Below are 25560 nucleotides of genomic sequence, written 5' to 3'. Positions count from 1 at the left end.
TTTCGCCTGTGTATCTATTATATAATAATAACAAAATCGCCGTAGAGAAACGAGTTGAAAGATAGTGTCATATAAAGATGAACAGCTCCATGAGGAAAAGGTATTTAAGGACCCCGTCCATCGGTATGTCCATGTACGTGACCGTGTCATTTGGGATTTGATCGCAACTCCTGAATTTCAACGTCTCCGTAGAATTAAGCAGCTAGGAACGACAAATATTACCTTCCATGGTGCAGAGCATAGTCGGTTTAATCATTCCTTAGGTGTGTATGAGATCGTCCGTCGTATAATCTATAATTTTCAAGACAGAGCACATTGGAATAATGATTACCGCCTCCTGTGTCTTTGTGCAGCACTGTTGCATGACTTAGGCCATGGTCCATTTTCCCATTCGTTTGAGAAAGTATTTAAACTAGACCATGAGCATTTTACCCAACAGATTATTTTGGGAGATACATATGTGAATAAAATTTTAGAACGTGTACAACCAGGCTTTGCGCAGGATGTTGCTGATGTAATTGCCAAGACGTATTCCGATAAATTGGTAGTCAGTCTCATATCTAGTCAAATCGATGCGGATCGTATGGATTACTTGCAGCGTGATGCATATTTTACTGGTGTTAGCTATGGTCACTTTGATATGGAACGTATACTACGAGTAATGCGCCCAATTGAGGATCAAGTAGTGATTAAATCATCTGGTATGCATGCCGTAGAGGATTACATCATGAGCCGCTATCAAATGTACTGGCAAGTCTATTTTCATCCGGTAACAAGAAGTGCCGAAGTAATCTTAACGAAAATACTTCACCGAGCAAAATATCTGTATGAATCGGATTATGCCTTTAAACTACAGCCATTACATTTCCTATCGTTCTTTTCTGGGAATGTGTCGTTAGCGGAATACTTGAAGCTGGATGAATCCATTGTTCATTACTATTTCCAGCTATGGCAGGAGGAAGACGATGAAATTTTACGCGACCTGTGTGAACGTTTCATGAACCGTCGCTTGTTCAAATACGTTGAATTCAATCCGAACAAGCAAATGAACGATTGGATGAAGCTCTATCAGCTATTTAAAGATGCTGGAATTGACCCAGATTACTATCTGGTCGTGGACTCGTCATCCGATTTACCATATGACTTTTACCGTCCAGGCGAGGAAGAAGAGCGATTACCAATTCACTTGTTATTGCAAAATGAAACACTTAAAGAATTATCCAGACATTCCGATATAGTAGAAGCAATCTCTGGAAAAAAACGAACGGATCATAAATTATATTTCCCGAAAGACCTACTATTGGCCATTAAAGATAAAGCCATCGTACAAGAAATTACCGATATTTTATACAGCAAGGAGATGTCGTGATGCTCGATAATCATGCGAAATTATTGCAGTTTTTTTCTGAAGCAAAACAGGTGACCGGACGAAAAAAACTACAAAAAATGATCTATATTTTACAGTCATTCGGAATTCCGTTTGAGCAGAAATTCCAGTTCCATTTTTACGGACCATACTCAGAAGAACTGTCCTTACGCATAGAAGAATTGTGTAATCTCGGGTTCATTCAGGAAGAAAAAGAGGATAAAAGCAATTATTACAGGTATCATTATTCCTTAACTACTGATGGGCAAGAATTTCTAAAGCAATTTCCGCTAGACATACCGAACTGCTCAGAAAGCATCAAGCAACTGCAAGGAAAAAGCGCTCGATTCTTAGAACTAGTATCGACCATTCTTTATTTCAAGGATTTACCGAAGCAGGAAGTGGAAAGAAAAGTTCATACCGTTAAGCCAAAACAAAAATATAGCGACGAAGAAATGGCTGAGGCATGGAAGCTAATTGAAGAACTGAGTGTCATAAATTAAGCTAGTTTTTGCCAGTAGTTCCGATACGTGAATCGGTTCAAGGGCTATGCTAAAATGAGAAACAAGATAGTTAAAAAAGGAGGCTGGCTCATGAGTGGAGAACAATCTTCAGATAAGAAGAAAAATGCATTTACCATTATAAAAGACGATTCCAATGATGGCCATGGCGGCTATGGTGTTGGAGCAATAAGTCTTGAAAATATGTCATCAGTAATCGTGGATCCATCTGAAAATAAAGCGTATGTGGATATGGGTGCCATGCATGCAAGAAGTGATGTGGAACGCCGTGTGAAATTCCAACCAGACAAATCATTAGTGCCAAACGGCAAACTATACTGGATAGTCTGGGTAAATGTGGAACGAAATGAAAATGGTCCATACTATGCCGGTGTAGCAGGGTGTGAAATCCTAGTTGATCGATCCATCAAGCTAGCATATAAATCAATGGCCGAGCATGTCAAACACATGGAGAAATCATTGAAAGGTCACATCATCGTCGACCATATGGATGACCACTCCAAAAAGCTGTTAGGTGATTATTTAAAAGAATTCAACCCTGACATGTGGAATAACTCAAGCGATGAGTTGAAGGTTGCATTAGGGTAAGGGTTCGATTGATGCCTGGGTCATAGAACTGCACCTGTCCTACAAGTTGACCCATAATAGAAATTTACACGATACAATTTTAAAAAGTGAACATTTTGTGACCGAATCATGAAACTTTCGAGAAAATGTTGTACTTTAGTTCATAAATTTGTAAACTATTTAGTACATGGGCTAACTCATGTATTACTAGGACAAAAAAGAAGCCGACGACCGCAAGCTGGACACTTGCAGTACGTCGGCTTCTTTTGTAGCAACCGTTTGGGGTTGCGCTGAATGGCATTTTTTTAAATTGGTTCTTTTTTTGGGATCGCATCAGCAGCGAACATCGCTTGAAAACGGGAAGTATCGCCCGAATGGCCAGAATATCGCTCGAAATCCTGAAGTATCGCCCGAATGGCCAGAATATCGCTCGAAATCCTGAAGTATCGCCCGAACGGCCAGAATATCGCTCGAAATCCTGAAGTATCGCCCGAACGGCCAGAATATCGCTCGAAATCCTGAAGTATCGCCTGAACGGCCAGAATATCGCTCGAAATCCTGAAGTATCGCCCGAAGTCCCGGAATGTCGCCCGAAAGCCAGAAACATCGCTCGAAGTCCCGGAATATCGCCCGAAAGCCAGAAACATCGCCCGAATTCAAAAACATCCCCCAGCCATCACCCCTCAATCAAAAAACACGCGGAACCACCGCTCGAACAATCCTTCATTCTTATCTTTATCATCACCATCACCAGCTTCATCCTTGTCATTACCGAAATAGTGCTCAGAGCAATGGTACTTGGGCTCGGTTCCTTTTTCGAAAAACATAACGGTGCTTGTCGGGCACTGTGGTGTTGCGCGTGCACCGGTTGTTGGATCAATTGGAATGGCGACGAGACCTGATGGGGTTTTGAAATGTTCAGCAGGGTGATCCTGATGGGCTTGCTCCATGAAATCAGCCCAAATTTCTTTGGAATAGGAACGCTCTTTTGCTGCTGAGAAGGTGCGATTATCATCAAATCCGGTCCATACCCCGGTTACTAGGGATGGGCTATAGCCGATCATCCAACTATCCGAGTCAGTGGAACCGGTTTTTCCAGCATAAGTTCGGGTGAGCTTATCGGCAATACTACTACCTGTCACAGACATATAGCCGTTTAACGATTCGTCGAACATCCCTGTCATTAGCTGTGTTAAAATAAACGCTTTTTGTGGATCTAATGTTAATTTATTCGCAGCATCATCTCTTTCATAAACCGTACGTCCTTCACGATCGACAATCTTTTTGATCGTATGTCCATTAATTTGGTGGCCACCATTTGCCAGCATGCCGTAAGCTGTTGTCATTTCTTCAACCGTTACCGTCGCAGTACCTAGGGCAAGGGAAGGGACAGCTGGCAGCTTACTCGTGATTCCGAATTGTTTTGCTGTTTCAACCAATGTTTCGGTACCGAGATACATGTTCGTTTTGACAGCGTAAATATTATCAGACAGTGCAATTGCTTGGGCTAGCGTAATGGGTTCGTTGGCATAGTATCCGTTAAAATTACTAGGCTGATATACATTGCCGGCTTCAATTTCAAAACTTGTTGGTTTGCTCATTAATTTGGTTGTAGCCGTGTAGCCACCCTCCAAAGCAGCATAATATAAAAATGGCTTGAACGATGATCCTGGCATTCGTTTTGCTTGGATGGCGCGATTGAACGGACTTTTCTGGTAATCACGACCACCAAGTAATGCGCGAATCGACCCATCATGTGGATCAACTACGACAGCGCCAACCTCCATTTCGCTCGTAGGCTCTACGGTTTTGGAAACACTTTTTTCTAGCTGCTCCTGCATGGAGATATCAAGCGTCGTATAAATTTGATAGCCGCCCGAACGTATAGATTCTGAATCAAGGTCTAGCCGGTTTGCAGCTTCAGAAAGAACGGTATCTTGAAAATAAGGTCCGATTTGAAGTGGTTTTCGTTCCTCTGCTTTGGCATAAGCAAGCTCTTCGCTACTCGCCTGGTTGTATTCTTCATCAGATATAGCTTCCTTCTTATGCATTATCGTTAAAATTTGTTGCTGGCGATTTGTCGCTCGTTCTAAGTCATTGAATGGTGAGTAATAGGTTGGTCCTTTAGGAACACCTGCAAGCATCGCGGCTTCTGCTAAGGTTAGTTCACTAGCAGATTTATTAAAAAAGTGATTGCTCGCCGCCTCAATCCCGTAGGCACCATGGCCATAATATACGGAATTTAAGTAACCCTCTAGAATTTCCGACTTTGAATAAAACATCTCTAACCGAATCGTATAAAATGCTTCCTTTAGTTTCCTTGTCCATGTTTTTTCAGAGGAAAGGTATAAATTACGGGCATATTGCTGGGTTAATGTGCTTGCGCCTTCTTTTAAGGACAGGGTTTTAATATCCTTTAAAATAGCGCCGAAGATTCGTTTAATATCAAACCCATGATGGTCGTAAAAATGTTGATCCTCGGTTAGCAATGTAGCGTCGATAACCGCTGGGGACATATCCTGTAAGTCTATCCAGTGCCTGCTTTCGTTCCCGTGTTCTTCCCCAATCACTTGATTGTCTGCACTATAGTAAATAGTATTTTGTTCGTGTAAAAGGTTAGGTGGGCCGAGTACAAAGGCAAGAAGGTAGACAAGGAGTAGGCAGGATACAGCAAACAAGGAAAATCCAATTAACATTTTAAGGGAAATTCGTTTTAGTTTTTTCATTAGGAACGGTTTATTCATGTCATTTGAGCCCCATTTACTTCTGTCGTATTTTGTCAGATAGTACCATTATGGGACAAGAATCGGAGATATAAACTTCTATCTTTTGACTATTATCGAAGTACCATACAGAAAAGTGGCATCGAATTTGAAAATATATCTATTGAAATACGGCTTCACTTGTCGCTATAATAGTAAAATATGAAGTATTAGGCAGGCGATGGAATGGAACAGCAGGTGAGGATTGAATTACAGACTGTCATTCAAGATAACGGGCAGCAAGAGAAAAGTACAACTAGGCAGCTCGGACATTATTATCAAAAGAATGCAATCGATGTGCTATCCTTTGAAGAAAAGCATGAGGATGCAGGCATTATCAAGAACTTTATTACCATACAACCGGATAAAGTATCCATTAAACGATCTGGTCTCATATCGATGACACAACATTTTCGGGCGAACCAGCGAACAGAAAATGTTTACACCCACCCCCATGGTCATCTTCATATGGAGACTTATACGAAAGCAATTCGCTACCAGTCATTAGAAGATGGAACAGAAGGACGGCTACATATAATATACACCGTAAAACTGAACGGACAGGATGAACGTAATCACGAACTAACGCTCACCTATAATAAGGAGGACGAATCATGAACGTCTTGGCACAAACAGAAACCACATTAAAAGTAGAAATTAACGCAGCCGTCTTACAAGCAGGGCTCGCAACGGAAACAGAAATTCCAGACATCATTTTAGAAAAACCAAAGGATAAAACCCATGGAGACTTTGCGACGAACATCGCCATGCAATTAGCACGAGTTGCGAAAAAGGCACCTAGACAAATTGCCGAGGCTATCGTCGCAAATCTTGATCAAACAAAAGCTTCGATTGAAAAAGTAGAAATAGCTGGACCTGGATTTATTAACTTTTTCATGAAAAATGATTTCCTTACAGATTTAATTCCAACTATTTTAGACGCAAATACGGACTACGGGAAAACAGACGCTGGAAAAGGGAAGAAGATCCAAGTCGAGTTTGTATCGGTTAATCCAACTGGAAGTTTACACCTTGGTCATGCACGTGGTGCAGCATTTGGAGATGTCTTATGTAATGTTCTTGAAGCGGCAGGTTACGCGGTAGATAGGGAATATTACATTAATGACGCCGGGAACCAAATTGATAATTTAGCACTTTCGGTTAATGCACGCTATTTGCAAGCATTAGGTCAAGATGTAGCCATGCCAGAAGATGGCTATCACGGCCAAGACATCGTCGGCATCGGGAAGGAATTAGCCGCTGAACATGGCGACAAATGGGCAAAAGCTTCAGAAGAGGAACGCTTAGCATTTTTCAAAGAATATGGTCTTGAATTTACCCTTGGGAAAATCAAGAAGGACTTAAATGATTTTGGTGTCCATTTTGATAGCTGGTTTTCCGAACGCAGTCTTTATCAGAAGGATGAAATCAAAGACGTATTAAATAAGCTAAAAGCTGGCGACTATATTTACGAAAAGGACGGAGCAACATGGTTCCGTTCCACTGACTTCGGTGATGATAAAGACCGTGTGCTAGTTAAGAATGACGGTGCTTTTACGTATTTAACACCAGATATTGCGTATCATCAAAATAAGCTTAACCGTGGATATGATAAATTGATTAACGTATGGGGAGCGGACCATCATGGCTATATTCCGAGAATGAAGGCTGCTATCCAAGCACTAGGCTATGATGCCGATAAATTAGATGTGAAAATCATTCAAATGGTGAACCTATTTGAAGAGGGCGAGAAGCTGCGGATGAGTAAGCGTACCGGTAATGCTGTCTCCCTAAGAGAGCTGATGGATGAAGTCGGTATCGATGCCGTTCGTTACTTCTTTGTTGCCCGTTCCAATGACTCACAGCTTGACTTTGATGTAGAATTGGCACGTTCTCAATCAAATGACAACCCAGTGTTTTATGTACAATATGCACATGCACGTATTTGTACAATGTTAAAACAAGCGGAAAGCAAGGGAATTGATATTAAACAAACGTTTGATTCATCCTTATTATCCGCTGATAAAGAGCTGGATTTACTGAAGAAAATGGGAGAATTCCCACAGGTGATTGCAGATGCAGCTGACAAGCATGCACCACATCGCATCACCCAATATGTGTTTGAATTAGCATCCTTACTACACAGCTTCTACAATGCTGAAAAAGTACTGGATACCGATAATCTAGAACTAACAAATGCAAGAATTGCTTTAATGAAAGCTGTTCGAATTACATTAGCAAATGGATTGAAATTAATGGGCGTATCCGCACCAGAAAAAATGTAATATGTAACGAACGAAGCCAGGACAAAAAGTAAAAAGAGAAGATAAGCATCGAACAATGCAGCCGATCCGCGAAGTTTATTCCGAGAGCGGTATAGGTGAATCAACGTCCGATTTTATCTTACTCGGATACTATTGTCTTGGCTTCTTTTTTGTTCAATAGACTTGGTATCGTATTACATCTTAGATCATATCCATAAAAAACAGGTTGACTGAATGGTCATTCATATTTTATAGTAGAAGAAGAAATTTAGTTTATATTATTCAGAAAAATGGAATCGTTATCATTTTAAAGTGAAGGATATTTTTACGAAGACATAACCATACACATAAGTCATAAGGGCAGGTTAACCAGACAGGAGGATCTACCGATGGAAAATATAGCAATGCTAGTAAATACCCTGTTATTTATTGGAATTACACTTTATGCGTTTTACTTGTTTGCTAGAGTAATAGCCACAAGAGTTGCCTACATTAGGCTCGGAAAAAAATCGGAATTTGATGGGGACATAAAGGAACGCATCAATCGGATTATTAAAATTGTCTTTGGCCAATCCAAGCTGTTAAAGGATAAGAAATCTGGTGCAATCCATGTCATGATGTTTTATGGGTTTATTCTCGTCCAATTCGGTGCAATTGATTTTATTATCAAAGGAATCTCTCCTGGAAATCATTTGCCGTTTGGATTTTTATACCCGGGTTTCACGTTCTTGCAAGAAATCGTGACATTAATGATTTTAGTTGCTGTTGTTTGGGCATTCTATCGTCGCTATATTGAAAAATTAGTGCGACTTAAGCGTGGTTTTAAGGCGGGGTTAGTGTTACTATTTATTGGAACATTAATGTTATCGGTGTTACTTGGAAACGGAATGGCATTGATTTGGCATGATGAGCCAGGAACATGGACAGAACCGATAGCAAGTGCTATTGCAGGGGTGTTTGGTTTTCTACCGCCAACTGCAGCCATGATTATCTTCTTTATTGCCTGGTGGATACACAATTTAACACTGTTGACCTTCTTGGTTTATGTACCACAATCCAAACACGCGCATCTGATTGCAGCACCAATAAATGTATTTTTCAGCAAGCGTGTTCCTGGCAAATTGAAGAAGCTAGACTTTGAGATTGATGAAGAGAGCGAAGAAGAAGTTTCCTTCGGGGTTGGAAAAGTAGAAGACTTTGAACAAGTCCAAATGATTGATTTTTATGCATGTGTTGAATGTGGGCGATGTACGGATGTATGTCCGGCGTCCACAACAGGGAAGATGCTTTCCCCAATGGACTTAATGGTCAAAATTCGTGACCATTTAACCGAAAAAGGTGCTGCTGTAACGGGCAAATCACCATGGGTTCCATCCTATGCTTTTGCTGGTACACAAGGAAACCAATTAGCACGTGCCTCTCGGGATGAAGCTGCTGCAACTTTCGAGACGGTTAGTCTGATAGGGGATGTCATTACAGAGGAAGAGATTAATGCTTGTACAACATGCCGTAACTGTGAAGAAGCATGCCCAGTTATGAATGAGCATGTGGATAAAATCATTGATTTACGACGTTACCTTGTCATGACAGAGGGGAAAATGGATTCTGATGTCCAACGTGCCGTCATGAATATCGAACGTCAAGGAAACCCTTGGGGACTATCGAAAAAAGATCGCATTAAATGGCGTGAAGTGGATGAGACAGCCTATATCCCAACAATAAAAGAATTGAAAAAAGAAGACAAAGACTTTGAATACTTATTCTGGGTGAGCTCGATGGGTTCATTTGATAGTCGCAGCCAAAAGATTGCTATTGCGTTTGCGAAATTAATGAATCAAGCAGGCATTAGCTTTGCAATCCTGGGAAATAAGGAAGCAAACTCAGGCGATACGGCAAGACGAATTGGAAATGAATTTTTATTCCAAGAAATCGCTGAGAAAAACATTAAAGAGTTCGAAAAGAACGATGTGAAGAAAATCGTAACGATTGATCCACACGCCTATAATATTTTTAAAAATGAATATCCTGATTTTGGATTTGAAGCAGAGGTTTATCACCACACGCAATTGCTTTATGATTTAGTAATGGAAGGTAAACTAAAGCCGACCAAAGCAATCAATCAGCGATTAACATTCCATGATTCCTGTTATTTAGGTAGATATAATGGTGTCTATGATCCACCGCGTGAAATTTTAAAAGCAATTCCAGGTTTAGAACTGGTTGAGATGGATCGTAGTCGTGAAAATGCAATGTGCTGTGGTGCTGGTGGTGGTCTGATGTGGACAGAAGAAACAACTGGAAATCGCATCAATATTGCACGTACTGAACAAGCGCTCGCAGTCGCACCTTCCGTAATTTCGAGTGCCTGCCCATATTGCCTAACTATGTTAAGTGATGGAACAAAGGCAAAAGAAGTGGAAGAGGACATTAGTACAATGGATGTAGCTGAAATACTGGCATTATCTGTTTTAGAAGAAGCGGAAGTTAAAACAGCCTAACAAGAGATGAGGGGCGTGAAATCCCCCTCTTTCTTTCACCGTACACACTGAGCGAGCGTTCAATCGAGTACATGAATACGATAAATAATAACAATAAGAGGAGGATTGACGACATGAAAAAATCTGTCATCGTCGCTGGAGCAAGAACCCCTTTTGGGAAATTTGGGGGAGCATTAAAGCCATTAACAGCCTCACAATTAGGAGGAAAAGCAATTGCTGAAGCATTGAATCGTGCTGGAATAGACGGTTCAGCTGTCGGTGAAGTAATTATGGGAAATGTATTACAAGGTGGGCAAGGACAGCTACCATCACGGCAAGCAGCCCGACATGCCGGGCTCCCGTGGGAAGTGAAAACCGAAACAATTAATAAAGTATGTGCTTCTGGACTGAGAAGTGTAACGTTAGCCGATATGCTCATTCGCCTTGGGGAAGAGGATATTGTTGTTGCGGGTGGAATGGAGAGCATGAGTAATGCCCCATACATTTTACCAGATGCCCGTTGGGGGAACCGAATGGGCGATAAAAGGGTAGTGGATATGATGGTTCATGACGGTTTAACCTGTTCCTTTACCGGCGTTCACATGGGTAACTACGGAAACTCTACTGCAGACGAATTTGCTCTAACTCGTGAGGCACAAGATGAGTGGGCATATCGTAGCCATAAGCTTGCGGTAAAAGCAATTGAAGATGGGAAATTTGCAGATGAAATCGTTGCTGTGGAAATCCCACAACGCAAGGGAGAGCCAGTCATAGTCGATACAGACGAAGCACCACGTAAGGATACAAGCATCGAAGCACTCGCGAAATTGCGTCCAGCATTTGATCCAAACGGTACCATTACAGCTGGTAATGCGCCTGGCGTTAACGACGGGGCGTGTGCATTTGTTGTGATGTCTGACGAAAAAGCTGCAAGTCTAGGAAAAGAGCCACTGGCAACAATCATTGGCCATGCAGAAGTAGCAGTAGAGGCAAAAGATTTTCCGAAAACACCGGGTATTGTTATTAATGCATTACTCGAAAAAACAGGCTATACCAAAGACGACATAGCACTTTATGAAATCAATGAAGCATTTTCTGCTGTATCACTAGCAAGCAGTGTCATTGCTGAACTAGTTGCTGAAAAAGTGAATGTTAATGGAGGGGCGGTAGCACTTGGACACCCAATCGGAGCAAGTGGATCCCGCATTATCTTAACCTTAATTCATGAGCTAAAACGCCGCGGCGGTGGATTAGGAATCGCGGCAATATGTAGTGGCGGCGGTCAAGGAGACGCAATTTTAATTGAAGTACCAGGAGAATAAAGAGCTGTGCTGAAATACGGGTGATAGGTTGCTGATGATTTGAGATAACTGCTGATAATTGGGGAAGGTTGCTGATGTTTCGGGATAGATGCTGATAATTGGGAAAGGCTGCTGATGTTTCGGGATAGATGCTGATAATCCTGAAAAGCTGCTGATATTCCTGGAATACTGCTGATATCCCCCCAATTTCTGCTGATAATCTCAAATTACGGCTGATCTTATCCACCCAGCACAGACCCGCAAATCAGCAACCAATCTATCAATCTACTTATACCAATAAGGATTCTCAGGAGGTGCAAGTAATGACTATTAATAATGTAATGGTAATCGGCGCTGGCCAAATGGGGGCTGGTATTGCTCAAGTTTGTGCACAGTCCGGATTTCAAACTTTTTTACATGATATGAATGAAGCGGCATTAAATAAAGGGATAACATCAATTGAAAGACTATTGGCCCGTTCAGTAGAGAAGGAAAGAATGACAGAAACAGAGATGAAGGAAACGCGTAATCGACTAAAACCAGCGGTTAGCATCAATGATGCGAGCAAGTGTGATTTAGTGATTGAAGCGGTAGTAGAAAATATGGCTGTTAAAGCGAAAGTATTTCAGCAACTCGATGAAATCACGCCTGAACATACTATCCTAGCGTCCAACACCTCGTCACTTCCTATTACTGAAATTGCAAGCGCTACCAATAGACCTTCCCAAGTGATAGGGATGCACTTTATGAATCCAGTGCCAGTGATGAAGCTTGTGGAGATAATTCGCGGGCTACAAACAAGTGAAGAGACTTATCAAGCGATTAGGGAAATGACCCATCAGTTACAAAAAACACCAGTCGAGGTGGCGGATTTTCCTGGATTTGTTTCGAATCGCATCTTAATGCCAATGATTAATGAAGCAATTTTTACCCTGTATGAGGGGGTTGCATCACCAGAAGATATTGATACGGTCATGAAGCTTGGAATGAATCATCCAATGGGACCGCTGCAACTCGCGGATTTTATCGGGTTGGATACATGCTTATACATTATGGAAGTCTTACACGAAGGATTTGGGGACAGTAAATACCGTCCTTGTCCACTGCTCCGAAAATATGTAAAAGCTGGCTGGCTTGGAAAGAAATCAGGCAGAGGTTTTTATCAGTACGACTAGAAATTGTCAGCACGCCATAAGAAACACGTAGAAACAAAGAAGAACATACCACTACAACATCATCACAACACAATCACCTACGATCTTACCGACACATTATCATTCATCCAGAAATTAACAGACAGCTTCAACTAGATTTGCAATAAGTTAAAACTACAGCAACGAAAGGGGGAGCAATGTGCATTTTCAATTTACGGAAGAACAGCAAATAATGCGTAAACTAGTTCGGGATTTTGCGCAGAGAGAAGTGCTTCCAGCAATTGATCAAATGGAGAAGGAAGAACGATTTCCGCTCGAACTGATTCAGAAAATGGGAGCACTGGGTTTAATGGGGATTCCTATCCCGGAAGCATATAAAGGAGCAGGAATGGATTACATTTCCTATATTATAGCGATTCATGAATTGGCAAAAGTGAGTGCGACTGTTGGTGTGATTTTATCGGTCCATACTTCTGTTGCCACGAATCCGATACTTTATTTTGGTACAGAAGCACAAAAGGAAAAATACGTGACGAAGCTTGCAACTGGAGCGTATCTTGGAGCGTTTGCCTTAACAGAACCAGAAGCAGGATCAGATGCGAAAAACCTGCGAACAACCGCCAAGCGCGATGGGGATTATTATGTGTTAAATGGCTCTAAAGTGTTCATAACTAATGGCGGATTTGCCGATGTGTATATTACTTTTGCAAGAACAGCACAGGGACAAGATGGCATTAGTGCATTCATCGTGGAAAAAGGAACAGAAGGACTTGTGATTGGAAAAGAGGAAAACAAAATGGGATTACACGCCTCTAGTACGGTCCAGATTACCTTTGAAAATTGCGTCGTGCATCAGGATCAATTACTCGGTAAGGAAGGCGATGGGTTCCAAATTGCGATGGCCAATCTGAACAAGGGGAGAGTTGGGATTGCGGCACAAGCGTTGGGAATAGCTGAAGCAGCTCTTGAACATGCAACAGGCTATGCAAGTGAGCGACATCAATTTGGCAAGCCTATTTCCACAAATCAAGGAATATCCTTTAAATTGGCCGATATGGCTACAGAGGTCGAGGCAGCAAAACTATTAGTCTACCAGGCTGCATCGTTGATTGAACAGGGCAAGCCTTGTGTTAAGGAAGCCTCGATGGCAAAAATGTATGCCGCAAATGTGGCGATGAAAGCTGCGATAGAGGCGGTACAAATTTTTGGCGGATACGGCTATACCGAGGATTACCCGGTGGAGCGACTATTCCGAGATGCTAAAATAACGCAAATTTATGAGGGTACAAATGAAATTCAACATATCGTTATCGCTAACAATCTACTAAAGGACTAGGGGGCAGTAAGGATGAATTTTCAATTAACCGAAGAACAAGAAATGCTACGTAAAATGGTACAGGATTTTGCTAGGAAGGAAGTAGAACCAACAGCAGCTGAACGAGATGAAGAAGAACACTTTGATCGAGCGATTTTTGACAAAATGGCTGCACTTGGCTTAACGGGAATTCCATGGCCAGAGGAATATGGTGGGATTGGTGCGGATTATGTGAGCTATGTGATTGCGGTGGAGGAATTATCACGTGTCTGTGCTTCAACAGGGGTAACACTATCCGCTCACCTTTCATTAGCGAGCTGGCCGATTTTTAAGTATGGCAATGAAGAACAGAAAAAGAATTTCTTATACCGTTTGGCAACAGGGGAAGCGTTAGGTGCTTATGCATTATCGGAGCCTGGCGCAGGTAGTGATGTTGCGTCCATGCGTACTACAGCTAAAGCCGATGGCGATCATTATGTGTTAAACGGAAACAAAGTGTGGATTACCAATGGTGGTGTTGCGGACATTTATGTCGTGTTTGCCAAAACCGACCAGGATGCCCGTCACAAAGGGATTAGTGCTTTTATCGTGGAAAAAGGAACAGAAGGATTTTCATTCGGAAAAAAGGAGAAAAAGCTTGGAATCCGTTCATCTCCAACAACAGAGTTGATTTTTGAAAATTGCCGCGTGCCGAAAGAGAATTTATTAGGCGGTGAAGGAGACGGGTTTAAAATCGCAATGTCAACGCTTGACGGTGGACGTAACGGTATTGCAGCACAGGCTGTCGGTATTGCCCAAGGTGCTCTTGATGCAGCCATTAATTATGCAAAAGGTCGCGAACAGTTTGGCAAATCCATTGCCACTAATCAAGGGATATCGTTTAAGCTGGCGGACATGGCAACAGAGGTGGAAGCGGCGCGACTATTAACCTATCAAGCTGCATGGCTTGAATCAGAAGGACTACCATATGGAAAAGCATCGGCTATGTCAAAGCTGTTTGCGGGGGATGCTGCGATGCGTATAACGGTCGAAGCGGTTCAAGTGTTTGGTGGCTACGGCTACACCAAGGATTATCCAGTAGAGCGCTATATGCGTGATGCGAAAATCACCCAAATTTATGAAGGTACCCAAGAAATTCAACGGCTTGTCATTGGTAGAATGCTGACGAAATAGAAAGGATGTCCAGGATGCATCACTTAGTTGAACGGATTGCGAAGCGGGATATACGTGCTCTAGCAAAGGCGATTACGCTTGTTGAAAATGACCACGCAGACAAACTAGCGATTATGCAGGATGTCTATTCTATTAAAAAGAATGGGATGGTTGTTGGACTTACAGGATCACCCGGCGCTGGGAAAAGCTCGTTAGTGAATCGACTAATAACGCACCTGCGCGCTGAAGGGAAAACCGTGGCAGTTATTGCGGTGGATCCTACCAGTCCCTTTAGTGGCGGGGCACTGCTCGGTGATCGCGTTCGGATGAATGAGCATTTTGCCGACGACGGGGTGTATATTCGCAGTATGGCAACACGTGGTAGCTTAGGGGGTCTCGCCCGAGCGACAAAGGATGCGATTCGGATTTGTGATGCCTTTGGCTTTGATGTCATTCTTGTAGAAACCGTTGGGGTCGGCCAGTCAGAGCTCGATATTATGAAACTAGTAGATACGACGGTGGTTGTCCTTACCCCAAACAGTGGCGACGTCTTACAAATTTTCAAGGCAGGAATTATGGAAATAGCGGATTTATTCGTTATTAATAAAGCAGACCTCCCTGGAGTTGGAAAATTAAAAGCATTACTTCGGGAATTGGTGCATAGCAACAACCGCGCACAGCATGAAATTGCTATCGTGAAGACAATATCTACTGAAAATAGTGGCATTCACGAGCTTTGGGAAAAAATCACAGAGCATCACCACTTTGTCTTTCATACAGAGGCTGGAAAAAAACGGCTCAGCCAACAGAATCAGATGGAGATACTCGAATTAATTCGGGATGAAATTTGGCGGGAAATACATTCCTTTATTCGCCAGCATCCTGACTTCCCACAAGAGCTTGCAACAGTAGATCCGTACAAATTGGCAAATGACTGGTATCAAAAATGGAAAATCGAGGGGAGATAGCCAGATGAAAGCGAACAAGGTTGTATCTTCTGTAAAAGATGAGGAATTAATTAAGAAACGGCGTGACCAAATGATTCGTGGAGCTTTAGCACTTTTTAAAGAGAAGGGCTTTCACCGAACAACCACAAGAGAAATTGCCAAAGAAGCAGGCTTTAGCATTGGTACGCTATATGAATATATTCGGACGAAGGAAGATGTATTATTCCTTGTTTGTGATTCCATTCATGAAGAGGTTAAGAAGCGTTTGGAGGCGGTTGTTAATTTAAAGCAGCCATCGATGGAGAAGCTCCGTACAGTAATCACGTCCTTCTTTTATTTAATGGATGATATGCAAGAGGAAATATTGATTCTCTACCAGGAAGTAAAGTCATTACGTAAGGAAACTCGTGGCTATGTCTTGCAAAAAGAACAGGAAATGGCGGAAATGCTCGAAACGGCAATTTCAACCTGCCTACCACATCAATTGTCAAAGCAGGAAGTTGCCCTACTAGCTAATAACATCTTAATCCAAGGGCATATGTGGAGTTTTCGTAGATGGATGCTTCACAAGGAATTCACAGTCGATGATTATATTGCCATACAGCTTAGGTTTACGTTTAATGCGATGGGAATTTCATTAGACGATAGGAATGGAGGAACGCGAAATGGTACAGGTAACACCATATAAAACGAAATATCCAGTCCGTTTTGTTACTGCATCCAGCTTATTTGACGGCCATGATGCATCGATTAATATTATGCGACGCATTCTGCAGGCGAGTGGTGCAGAGGTAATTCACCTTGGGCACAATCGCTCTGTAGAGGAAGTTGTCCATGCGGCGATTCAAGAGGATGTACAGGGAATTGCGATATCCTCTTACCAAGGCGGACACGTGGAATATTTTAAGTACATGATTGATTTGTTAAAAGAATTGGGCGCAGAACATATTAAGGTTTTCGGTGGGGGCGGTGGAGTCATCATCCCGCGCGAAATAAAGGAACTTCATCAATATGGGATTACGAGAATATTTTCCCCAGAGGATGGACGTGAATTAGGGCTTCAGGGCATGATCAATGTCATGCTATCGGAAAGTGACTTCTTGCCGCCGCTAGATGTGAATAATCAGCTCAACAAGCTACAAACAGGGGACCGTCAAGCGATTGCGAGAATGATCACCTACGTTGAAAACGAGGAATTAAACCCAACAGAGAAGCAGGATTTAGTAGAAAAACTCAATAACCAAACCAATAAAAACGTCCCAGTGCTCGGGATTACTGGAACAGGTGGTGCGGGAAAAAGCTCGTTAACAGATGAACTAATTCGTCGCTTTATTCACGGCATCCCTGATAAAAAAATCGCAATTATCTCTATTGATCCTACGAAACGGAAAACGGGCGGTGCCTTACTTGGCGATCGAATCCGTATGAATGCTATTTTTACGGATCGTGTCTACATGCGTTCATTAGCAACCCGCGATTCAAGAAGTGAGCTATCTGCTGCCATCCAGGACGTGATTACGGTTCTGCGGGCGACAGATGTTGATTTTATCATCGTTGAAACTAGTGGGATTGGGCAAGGTGATGCGGCCATCACTGATATCTGTGATCTATCAATGTATGTGATGACAGCCGAGTACGGTGCACCAACACAGCTAGAAAAGATTGATATGATTGACTTCGCCGATTTTATTGTGATCAATAAATTTGAACAAAAGGGGTCAGAGGATGCACTAAATCAAGTACGGAAGCAATATGAACGTAGTCATATGCTGTTCCATCATAATCATCACACATTTCCAGTGTTTGGTACGATTGCAAGTCAATTCAATGATTCTGGTACGAACGCCTTGTTTGCTGCGCTTATTGATAAACTAAATGCTGTTTATGATTGGCATGAAACAGTTGATTTTGATCGCTATACGATTTCGGAAAAGCAAAACCTGATTATTACGAATGAGCGCAGGCATTATCTACGCGAAATCGCAAGTCACGTTCGTACTTATCATCACCATGCCAAGGAACAGAGTGAGCTAGCAAGAAAGCTCTATCAATTAGATGGTGCCATTGCCTTAAGTGAGGAAGAGGTACGTGCTTCCTTATTAAAAACCTATAAAACATATGAAGCAAATCTGCATCCAAGGGCAAAAGCATTATTAGAATCATGGGATAAAACAAAAGGAAACTATACTGGCGATATCTTTACCTATCAAGTTCGTGATAAGGAAATAACGATAGACATTACGACAGAATCCTTATCAGGACTGAAAATTCCCAAGGTAGCATTTCCTCGCTATATGGACTGGGGAGAGCGGCTGCTTTGGTTGTTAAAGGAAAATGTTCCAGGGGCTTTTCCATTTACGGCGGGGGTTTTTCCGTTCAAGCGAAAAGGCGAGGATCCGACCCGTCAATTTGCAGGGGAAGGGACACCAGAACGAACAAATCGCCGGTTCCACTATCTTTCAAAGGATGATGATGCGAAGCGTTTATCAACGGCATTTGACTCGGTAACTTTATATGGTGAGGATCCAGCCAATCGACCAGACATCTACGGGAAAATTGGGGAGAGCGGCGTGAACATTTGCACGCTAGAGGATATGAAAAAGCTCTACAAAGGCTTTGATCTAACTGACCCGAAAACATCGGTATCGATGACGATTAATGGACCTGCTCCAATTATTTTAGCGATGTTTTTCAATACAGCAATTGATCAGCAAGTAGAGAAATTTGAGCAGGAAAACGGACGAAAGCCTTCAGCGCAAGAATACGAGAAGCTAAAAGCAGATACGGTAGCAGTCGTTCGTGGCACCGTTCAAGCAGATATTTTAAAAGAAGATCAAGGTCAGAACACCTGTATTTTTTCCACCGAATTTGCATTGCGTATGATGGGAGACATCCAGCAATACTTTATTGATCATCACGTTCGCAACTATTATTCGGTATCGATCTCTGGCTATCACATTGCCGAAGCGGGAGCAAATCCAATTACACAGCTTGCCTTTACGTTAGCGAATGGCTTCACCTATGTGGAGTATTATTTGAGCCGTGGTATGGATATTAATAAATTCGCACCGAATTTATCGTTCTTTTTCTCCAATGGATTAGATCCGGAATATACAGTAATTGGCCGCGTGGCAAGACGCATCTGGGCAATAACGATGCGGGACAAATATGGTGCGGACGAACGTAGCCAAAAGCTAAAGTACCATATCCAAACATCCGGACGCTCTCTCCATGCTCAAGAAATTGATTTTAATGATATTCGGACGACTTTACAGGCGTTACTGGCCATTCAAGATAATACGAACTCGCTACACACGAATGCGTACGATGAGGCGATCACGACACCAACGGAGGAATCTGTTCGTCGTGCCATGGCCATTCAAATGATTATTAATCGCGAATTCGGCTTAATGAAAAACGAAAATTCGCTACAAGGCTCCTTTATCGTGGATGAGTTAACCGACCTTGTGGAAGAAGCGGTATTGCAGGAGTTTGAACGAATCAATGACCGTGGTGGCGTGCTAGGTGCAATGGAACGTCAATACCAACGTGGCAAAATTCAAGAGGAATCATTGTATTATGAAGGGAAAAAGCATTCCGGGGAGCTGCCAATTATCGGAGTCAACACCTATTTGAATCCTAACCCATCATCTGAAGAAGCAATTGACTCCATGGAGTTAGCACGTGCAACAAAGGAAGAAAAAGACCATCAAATCCAGCAGTTAAAGAATTTTCAAGACCAACATAAGGATAAAGTGGAAGCGGCGCTTAGTCGCCTACAGCATGTAGCAGCAACTGGAGGCAACATTTTTGAGGAGCTCATGGAAACCGTTAAAGTCGCAAGCCTCGGTCAAATTACCAATGCCCTTTATCAAGTAGGTGGTCAATATCGAAGGAATATGTAATGTTGGTGGTGGATGACAGTTGCTGATGGTTGGAATATTTGCTGATACCTAGTAAAAATTCAGCAGACATTCTAAAATGGAGCCTGTGCATAAAGCAGCAAAGTGCTACAATTATTAAAGCAAACCAATTGTGAGCCATGAGCCAAACATAAGACTAACATAGCGGTAGGGACATAGTTAAAATGAGAAGATAAAAGGACGAACAGTGCACTTACGCAACGTAGGGAATATACGTAGACTCCAGCCCCCCGCGGAAAGCGAAGTATATTCCCGGAGCGGGTATCATGCACAAATGTTCAGATCTTATCTAACCATAAACGTCTATGTCCTAGCCTCACTTACATTAACTATTGATTTACTCCTTGTTTTTTGATAGCATAATTCATTATGATTTGTTTATAATGTATGATAGGCTTTATGCTAGTAAAAGCGCATTAATACATAGCTTGTATACGCAACATCTAGATAAATCCATTTGTTTGGATGGACATTCTAATTATTGTTAGGCTTAATGCCATCATTACTAATGAAAAGGGAGTGCGGTATTGTGAGCTTGGATAATCTTAGCCGCGAGGAAATAAAAAGTATGTCAATGTTAGATTTGGCACAAGAAATATTATTGGTAGAAAAAAAGGCAATCAACTTTAAAGATATTTTTGATAAAATTGCCGAATTAAAAGGCTACAGTGAAGACCAAAAGGATGAGTTTCTAGCACAGTTCTACACGGACTTAAACCTAGATGGAAGATTTATTACATTAGGTGCTAATATGTGGGGCATGAAACGTTGGTATCCAGTTGAGCAAATGGACGAAGATATCCATAACGAGCCGAAGAAGAAAAAGAAATCGAAGAAGAAAATCGTGGATGATGAGGATCTTGATGAAGATGATTTAGATCTTGATTTAGTAGATGACGAAGATGATATCGTAGATGATTTCGATGACATCGACGAAGATGAAGACGATGACGATTTTGAAGAGATCGATGAAGAAGACGATGATGACGATATTGATGATGAATTAGAAAACTTAAATGAAATAGATGAAGATGAATTAGACGACGACTTTGAAGACGAGAAGTAATTGATGCCCACTTGACTTTTATAGGACAGGTGAGTACAATTTATATTGGGCTCTTTAAAATTTATTTTTCAAAGCGTTTCCCCTAAATGGGGAGGCGCTTTTTCTGTTTTATCCAAGCTTTTATTGGGTATCTAGCTTTTATAGCACATTACTTGGATACGGAGCTGACACATGGCTTATATAGCATTCAGTTACAGCTGGACATCATTCAATCACTTGTAAGTTTTTGTTTCCATGATTCGTTACAAGTGTTTGTGCACAAACTAACGGAAATAGTGCTCGTACTCATTACTAATTATTTTATGAAAAAGAGAGGGATAGCCGTGGCTAAGTATATTTTTGTCACAGGTGGCGTTGTGTCATCATTAGGAAAAGGAATTACAGCAGCATCATTAGGAAGACTACTAAAGAATCGTGGTCTAAAAGTTACGATTCAAAAATTTGATCCGTATATCAACGTGGATCCTGGTACGATGAGCCCTTATCAACATGGAGAAGTTTTTGTAACCGATGATGGTGCGGAGACAGATCTGGATTTAGGACATTATGAACGTTTTATTGATATTAATTTGAATAAATATAGCAATATTACTACTGGTAAAGTATATTCTAACGTTATTCGTAAGGAACGTCGTGGGGACTACTTAGGTGGAACTGTGCAGGTTATCCCGCATATTACCAATGAAATTAAGGATCAGGTTTTCCGTGCTAGTGAAGCAACAGGAGCCGATGTGGTCATTACTGAAATCGGTGGAACCGTTGGGGATATTGAATCACTTCCATTCCTTGAAGCAATTCGTCAGGTGAAAAGTGACATCGGTAAGGAAAATGTGATGTATGTGCATTGTACATTAGTACCGTATATTAAAGCAGCTGGTGAACTGAAGACGAAGCCAACACAGCATAGCGTGAAAGAATTACGTTCATTAGGGATACAGCCAGATGCCGTTGTCTTACGTACAGAGCTTGAAATCAGCCAGGATATGAAGGATAAGATTGCCTTGTTCTGTGATATTCGGGAAGAAGCGGTTATCGAAATGCGTGATTCTGAAAATCTTTACCAAATTCCATTAGCACTACAGGAACAAAACTTAGATCAACTAGTGTGCGAACATTTTGGTATTGAAACAGCTCCAGCTGATATGACGGAGTGGACAGAACTAGTTGAACGTGTTGGTAATCTATCGAAGAAAATCAACATTGGATTAGTCGGGAAATATGTAGAATTACAGGATGCTTATATTTCTGTTGTGGAATCATTAAAGCATGCTGGATACGCATTTGATACCGATATTTGCGTGCACTGGATTAACGCAGAGAAGATGGATAAGGAAACGATTCGCGAAAAACTTTCCCATGTCGATGGTGTATTAGTACCAGGTGGCTTTGGGGACCGTGGAATCGAAGGGAAAATCGAAGCAATTCGCTTTGCCCGTGAAAATAAAATCCCGTTCCTTGGTATTTGCCTAGGTATGCAGCTAGCTACGGTTGAATTTGCTCGCAATGTTTTAGGTTATGCTGATGCACATTCAGCTGAAATCAATCCAAATACAACACATCCGATCATTGATTTATTACCAGAGCAAAAGGATGTTGAAGATCTTGGTGGAACCTTACGCCTAGGATTATATCCATGTAGACTAGTAGATGGCACGAAAACAAAGGCTGCCTATGATGGAGCCGATATTATCGAAGAGCGCCATCGCCACCGTTATGAATTTAATAATGAATACCGTGAGCAAATGGAAGCAAAAGGATTTGTGTTCTCCGGTACGAGCCCAGATGGTCGATTGGTCGAAACAATTGAAATCAGTGATCACCCTTGGTTTGTGGCGAGTCAATTCCATCCAGAATTCCGCTCTCGCCCAACAAGACCACAAAATCTATTTAAAGGCTTCATCGGAGCAGCGGTCGAACAAAGTAATTTAAAATAATTCAAATGGCATGAAGAGGCAAGGACATAAGTAAAACGAATAGATAAAAGTCGAACAACGTACTAATTCAGCGGAGTATATTCCTGAAGTGATTATTGTTTGGATTTTATCTATCCGATAAAACTTATCTCCCAGCCTCTTCTTTTTTACGGCTATTTTCTTAGTCATTGTTTTAATTAGTGGACAAGCGGGTATAAAGTATGGGGATGAAATATAAATCAGCTTACCTACTAATAAAATTAGTAATAAATTACCAGTAAAAACGTTCGTTAAAAAGAAGGGTATTTTGTGCTTTATATCGAATTAGTAAGGTAAAAGGGGGATGTTGTCAAAAAATGAAAAAGAAAATTTTAGTTGTAGATGATGAAGTGGGAATCCGCCTGCTACTAGAGGATTTATTAGGCACAGGAAATAACGAAGTCCTTACTGCCCAAAATGGTAAAGAAGCACTAGATTTATTGGCAACACATACAATTGATTTATTAATTATCGATTACAAATTACCTATTATTGATGGTATTGCGGTTGTGCAACAATTAGACAAAGAAAATCAACCAATACCAACAATCATCATGAGTGGACTGGTGGAAAATATACTAGAAGAGACATCCGTATTACCAAATGTAAAAGAAGTTCTTTCCAAGCCTTTTGACATATTGGAGTTAAACACCTTAGTGAAAAACTTATTGAAATAAAATTCTATCGGTAAACTAGCTAGCCGGAAAATGGCATTGAATCCTGTTCAAATGGCGTGGTTATACGGAATATAGTATAACTATCAGACGTGAACGAATTAGATTAAATTTTTTAAAAAGTTCGCGAGTTATAACTTTAATCCAATAACCTTGCACCATACCGAGCGACTTTGGTATTCTTATATAGGAAATGAACAATATTGAAGTGATGTTATTTTCATCATCGAAGGAGGATATCAAATGCCATTAGTATCCATGAAAGAGATGCTAGATAAAGGTAAAGATAACGGCTATGCAGTTGGACAATTCAATATAAATAACTTGGAGTACATACAAGCTATTCTGCAAGCTGCCGAAGAGGAGAAATCTCCAGTCATTCTAGGAGTATCTGAAGGCGCTGGGAAATATATGGGTGGCTTCAAAGTAGTAGTAGCAATGGTGAAATCATTAATGGAAGAATACGGGACTACAGTGCCAGTTGCAATCCATTTAGACCACGGTTCTAGCTTTGAAAAATGTGCACAAGCCATTCATGCAGGATTTACATCTGTTATGATTGATGCATCACATTCACCAATTGAAGAAAATATTGCAACTACGAAAAAAGTAGTAGAATTAGCACACATCCACGGTGTATCTGTTGAAGCTGAAGTAGGTACTGTAGGTGGAGAAGAAGATGGTGTTATCGGCGGAATCAACTATGCTGATGCACAGGAGTGCTTGCGTCTTGTTAAAGAAGCTGGCATTGACTGCTTAGCACCTGCATTAGGTTCTGTACACGGACCATACCAAGGGGAGCCAAACTTAGGCTTCAAAGAAATGGAAGAAATTCTAAACCTTACTGGTGTTCCACTAGTATTACATGGTGGTACAGGAATTCCTACTAAGGATATCCAACAAGCAATTTCATTAGGTACTGCGAAGATTAACGTAAACACAGAAAACCAAGTAGAACAAACAAAAGCAATTCGCCAAGTGTTAAATGAAAAACCAGATCTATATGATCCACGTAAATATCTTGGACCTGGTACAGAAGCAATCAAGAAATCTGTCATTAGCAAAATGCGCGAATTCGGTTCTTCTAATCAAGCTTAATATAGAAGCAAAAGCGTCTAGTGCTTTAAACTAGTCGTAAACAATCACAATATGCCCTCTCAGACGAACGACGCTACACATATAATGTATTAGCAGTGTTTTCTGACAGGGCTATTCCTATAAAATAAGCGTGTAACACGATATGGGGAGGTACAAAAGATGAAATTCTTTATTGATACGGCAAACATTGAAGAAATCCGTAAAGCAAATGAATTAGGAATCCTTGCAGGAGTTACAACAAACCCTAGTCTTGTTGCAAAAGAAGGGGTATCCTTTCATGAACGCCTGAAGGAAATCACAACGGAGATTACCGACCGATCAGTAAGTGCTGAGGTTATTGCACTAGATGCGGAAGGCATGATTAAAGAAGGGAAAGAACTTGCCGCAATCGCACCAAACATTACGGTCAAAGTTCCGATGACATTGGAAGGGCTAAAAGCAGTAAAAGCCCTAACCGATTTAAACATTACAACAAATGTTACCCTGATTTTTAATGCGAACCAAGCATTATTAGCAGCAAGAGCAGGCGCAACCTATGTATCGCCATTTTTAGGTCGATTAGATGATATTGGACAGGACGGCATGCAGTTGGTAGCAACAATCGCCGAAATCTTTGATCGCCACAACATTCAATCAGAGATCATTGCAGCAAGTATCCGCCATCCATTACATGTAACCGATGCAGCATTACATGGCGCTCATATTGCAACCGTACCATATAATGTACTAAGCCAAATCGTAAAACACCCATTAACCGACCAAGGAATCGAACGTTTCCTTAACGATTGGAACAAAGCAAATCAATAAGCATGAATCAAACCGGAATGACCAAACTAAGAATAAACAACCAGAACACATTCCAAGAAAACGGGACAATAGCCCAGTTTCTAAAGTAACAAAAACGGGAATAAATAGGCTGGAAAAATAATTAAAAATGTGTGAGACGCGGACTAAAAAAATAGTGTAAGTGAAAAGATGAAGTGTGCTTCTTTAGCGTAGGGATATACGAAGACTCCTGCGG

Annotated in this window: 19 protein-coding genes; 18 read left to right on the top strand and 1 reads right to left on the bottom strand. The window is 41.4% G+C overall.

Annotated features, from left to right (window positions below):
- Positions 1 to 64: 64 nt before the first annotated feature.
- The 3 genes from JF53_RS00610 (at position 65) to JF53_RS00600 (ending at position 2475) form a co-directional block, all read left to right on the top strand.
- Positions 65 to 1369 carry an HD domain-containing protein gene (locus JF53_RS00610; RefSeq protein ID WP_047980919.1) on the top strand — a complete coding sequence of 435 codons (1305 nt, stop codon included), beginning with the start codon at positions 65 to 67 and terminating at the stop codon, positions 1367 to 1369.
- Positions 1369 to 1869 (top strand): YwgA family protein, encoded by a 501-nt coding sequence (locus JF53_RS00605; RefSeq protein WP_047980918.1) that lies wholly within the window; start codon positions 1369 to 1371, stop codon positions 1867 to 1869. The genes JF53_RS00610 and JF53_RS00605 overlap by 1 nt, the downstream gene beginning before the upstream one ends.
- A gap of 90 nt (positions 1870 to 1959) precedes the next feature.
- Positions 1960 to 2475, top strand: coding sequence for a YwhD family protein (locus JF53_RS00600; protein ID WP_047980917.1), 516 nt, complete (start codon positions 1960 to 1962; stop codon positions 2473 to 2475).
- Positions 2476 to 3137: 662 nt separating this feature from the next.
- Here JF53_RS00600 and JF53_RS00590 read toward each other — a convergent pair.
- Positions 3138 to 5198 carry a transglycosylase domain-containing protein gene (locus tag JF53_RS00590; RefSeq protein ID WP_047980915.1) on the bottom strand — a complete coding sequence of 687 codons (2061 nt, stop codon included), beginning with the start codon at positions 5196 to 5198 and terminating at the stop codon, positions 3138 to 3140.
- Between the two features lie 204 nt (positions 5199 to 5402).
- Between JF53_RS00590 and JF53_RS00585 the strand changes: the two genes are divergently transcribed.
- The 15 genes from JF53_RS00585 to fsa all read left to right on the top strand — a co-directional run bounded on the left by JF53_RS00585 (position 5403) and on the right by fsa (position 25346).
- Entirely contained in the window at positions 5403 to 5834 is a 432-nt protein-coding gene (locus tag JF53_RS00585; protein WP_047980914.1) for a DUF1934 domain-containing protein, read from the top strand.
- The gene (gene argS / locus JF53_RS00580; RefSeq protein ID WP_047980913.1) at positions 5831 to 7501 is read left to right on the top strand and encodes an arginine--tRNA ligase; all 1671 of its coding nucleotides are present in this window, start codon (positions 5831 to 5833) and stop codon (positions 7499 to 7501) included. The genes JF53_RS00585 and argS overlap by 4 nt, the downstream gene beginning before the upstream one ends.
- 368 nt (positions 7502 to 7869) lie before the next feature.
- On the top strand, positions 7870 to 9978 hold the full coding sequence (locus JF53_RS00575; RefSeq protein ID WP_047980912.1) for a (Fe-S)-binding protein: 2109 nt from the start codon (positions 7870 to 7872) through the stop codon (positions 9976 to 9978).
- A 113-nt stretch (positions 9979 to 10091) separates the two neighbouring features.
- Positions 10092 to 11279, top strand: coding sequence for an acetyl-CoA C-acetyltransferase (locus JF53_RS00570; RefSeq protein ID WP_047980911.1), 1188 nt, complete (start codon positions 10092 to 10094; stop codon positions 11277 to 11279).
- A 302-nt stretch (positions 11280 to 11581) separates the two neighbouring features.
- Positions 11582 to 12433, top strand: coding sequence for a 3-hydroxybutyryl-CoA dehydrogenase (locus JF53_RS00565; RefSeq protein WP_047980910.1), 852 nt, complete (start codon positions 11582 to 11584; stop codon positions 12431 to 12433).
- A gap of 178 nt (positions 12434 to 12611) precedes the next feature.
- Positions 12612 to 13748: an acyl-CoA dehydrogenase gene (locus JF53_RS00560; RefSeq protein ID WP_047980909.1), complete on the top strand. Its 1137-nt coding sequence runs from the start codon at positions 12612 to 12614 to the stop codon at positions 13746 to 13748.
- 12 nt (positions 13749 to 13760) lie between these two features.
- Positions 13761 to 14900 carry an acyl-CoA dehydrogenase gene (locus JF53_RS00555; protein ID WP_047980908.1) on the top strand — a complete coding sequence of 380 codons (1140 nt, stop codon included), beginning with the start codon at positions 13761 to 13763 and terminating at the stop codon, positions 14898 to 14900.
- Positions 14901 to 14914: 14 nt separating this feature from the next.
- Positions 14915 to 15847: a methylmalonyl Co-A mutase-associated GTPase MeaB gene (gene meaB / locus JF53_RS00550; RefSeq protein ID WP_047980907.1), complete on the top strand. Its 933-nt coding sequence runs from the start codon at positions 14915 to 14917 to the stop codon at positions 15845 to 15847.
- Positions 15848 to 15851: 4 nt separating this feature from the next.
- Positions 15852 to 16514 (top strand): TetR/AcrR family transcriptional regulator, encoded by a 663-nt coding sequence (locus JF53_RS00545; protein WP_047980906.1) that lies wholly within the window; start codon positions 15852 to 15854, stop codon positions 16512 to 16514.
- On the top strand, positions 16492 to 19731 hold the full coding sequence (icmF, locus tag JF53_RS00540; protein WP_047980905.1) for a fused isobutyryl-CoA mutase/GTPase IcmF: 3240 nt from the start codon (positions 16492 to 16494) through the stop codon (positions 19729 to 19731). The genes JF53_RS00545 and icmF overlap by 23 nt, the downstream gene beginning before the upstream one ends.
- 547 nt (positions 19732 to 20278) lie before the next feature.
- Positions 20279 to 20815, top strand: a complete 537-nt coding sequence (gene rpoE, locus JF53_RS00535; protein ID WP_047980904.1) for a DNA-directed RNA polymerase subunit delta — start codon at positions 20279 to 20281, stop codon at positions 20813 to 20815.
- A 323-nt stretch (positions 20816 to 21138) separates the two neighbouring features.
- Positions 21139 to 22749, top strand: a complete 1611-nt coding sequence (locus tag JF53_RS00530; protein ID WP_047980903.1) for a CTP synthase — start codon at positions 21139 to 21141, stop codon at positions 22747 to 22749.
- Positions 22750 to 23084: 335 nt separating this feature from the next.
- Positions 23085 to 23444 (top strand): response regulator, encoded by a 360-nt coding sequence (locus tag JF53_RS00525; protein ID WP_047980902.1) that lies wholly within the window; start codon positions 23085 to 23087, stop codon positions 23442 to 23444.
- Positions 23445 to 23684: 240 nt separating this feature from the next.
- Positions 23685 to 24539 (top strand): class II fructose-1,6-bisphosphate aldolase, encoded by an 855-nt coding sequence (gene fba / locus JF53_RS00520; RefSeq protein ID WP_047980901.1) that lies wholly within the window; start codon positions 23685 to 23687, stop codon positions 24537 to 24539.
- Between the two features lie 159 nt (positions 24540 to 24698).
- On the top strand, positions 24699 to 25346 hold the full coding sequence (fsa, locus tag JF53_RS00515; RefSeq protein WP_047980900.1) for a fructose-6-phosphate aldolase: 648 nt from the start codon (positions 24699 to 24701) through the stop codon (positions 25344 to 25346).
- Positions 25347 to 25560: the final 214 nt, after the last annotated feature.

Source organism: Ornithinibacillus contaminans, assembly GCF_001038425.2.
Taxonomy (GTDB): Bacteria; Bacillota; Bacilli; order Bacillales; family Amphibacillaceae; genus Ornithinibacillus; species Ornithinibacillus contaminans.
Note: the sequence above shows the minus strand (reverse complement) of the source record. Positions and strands in the feature narration are given on the sequence as shown.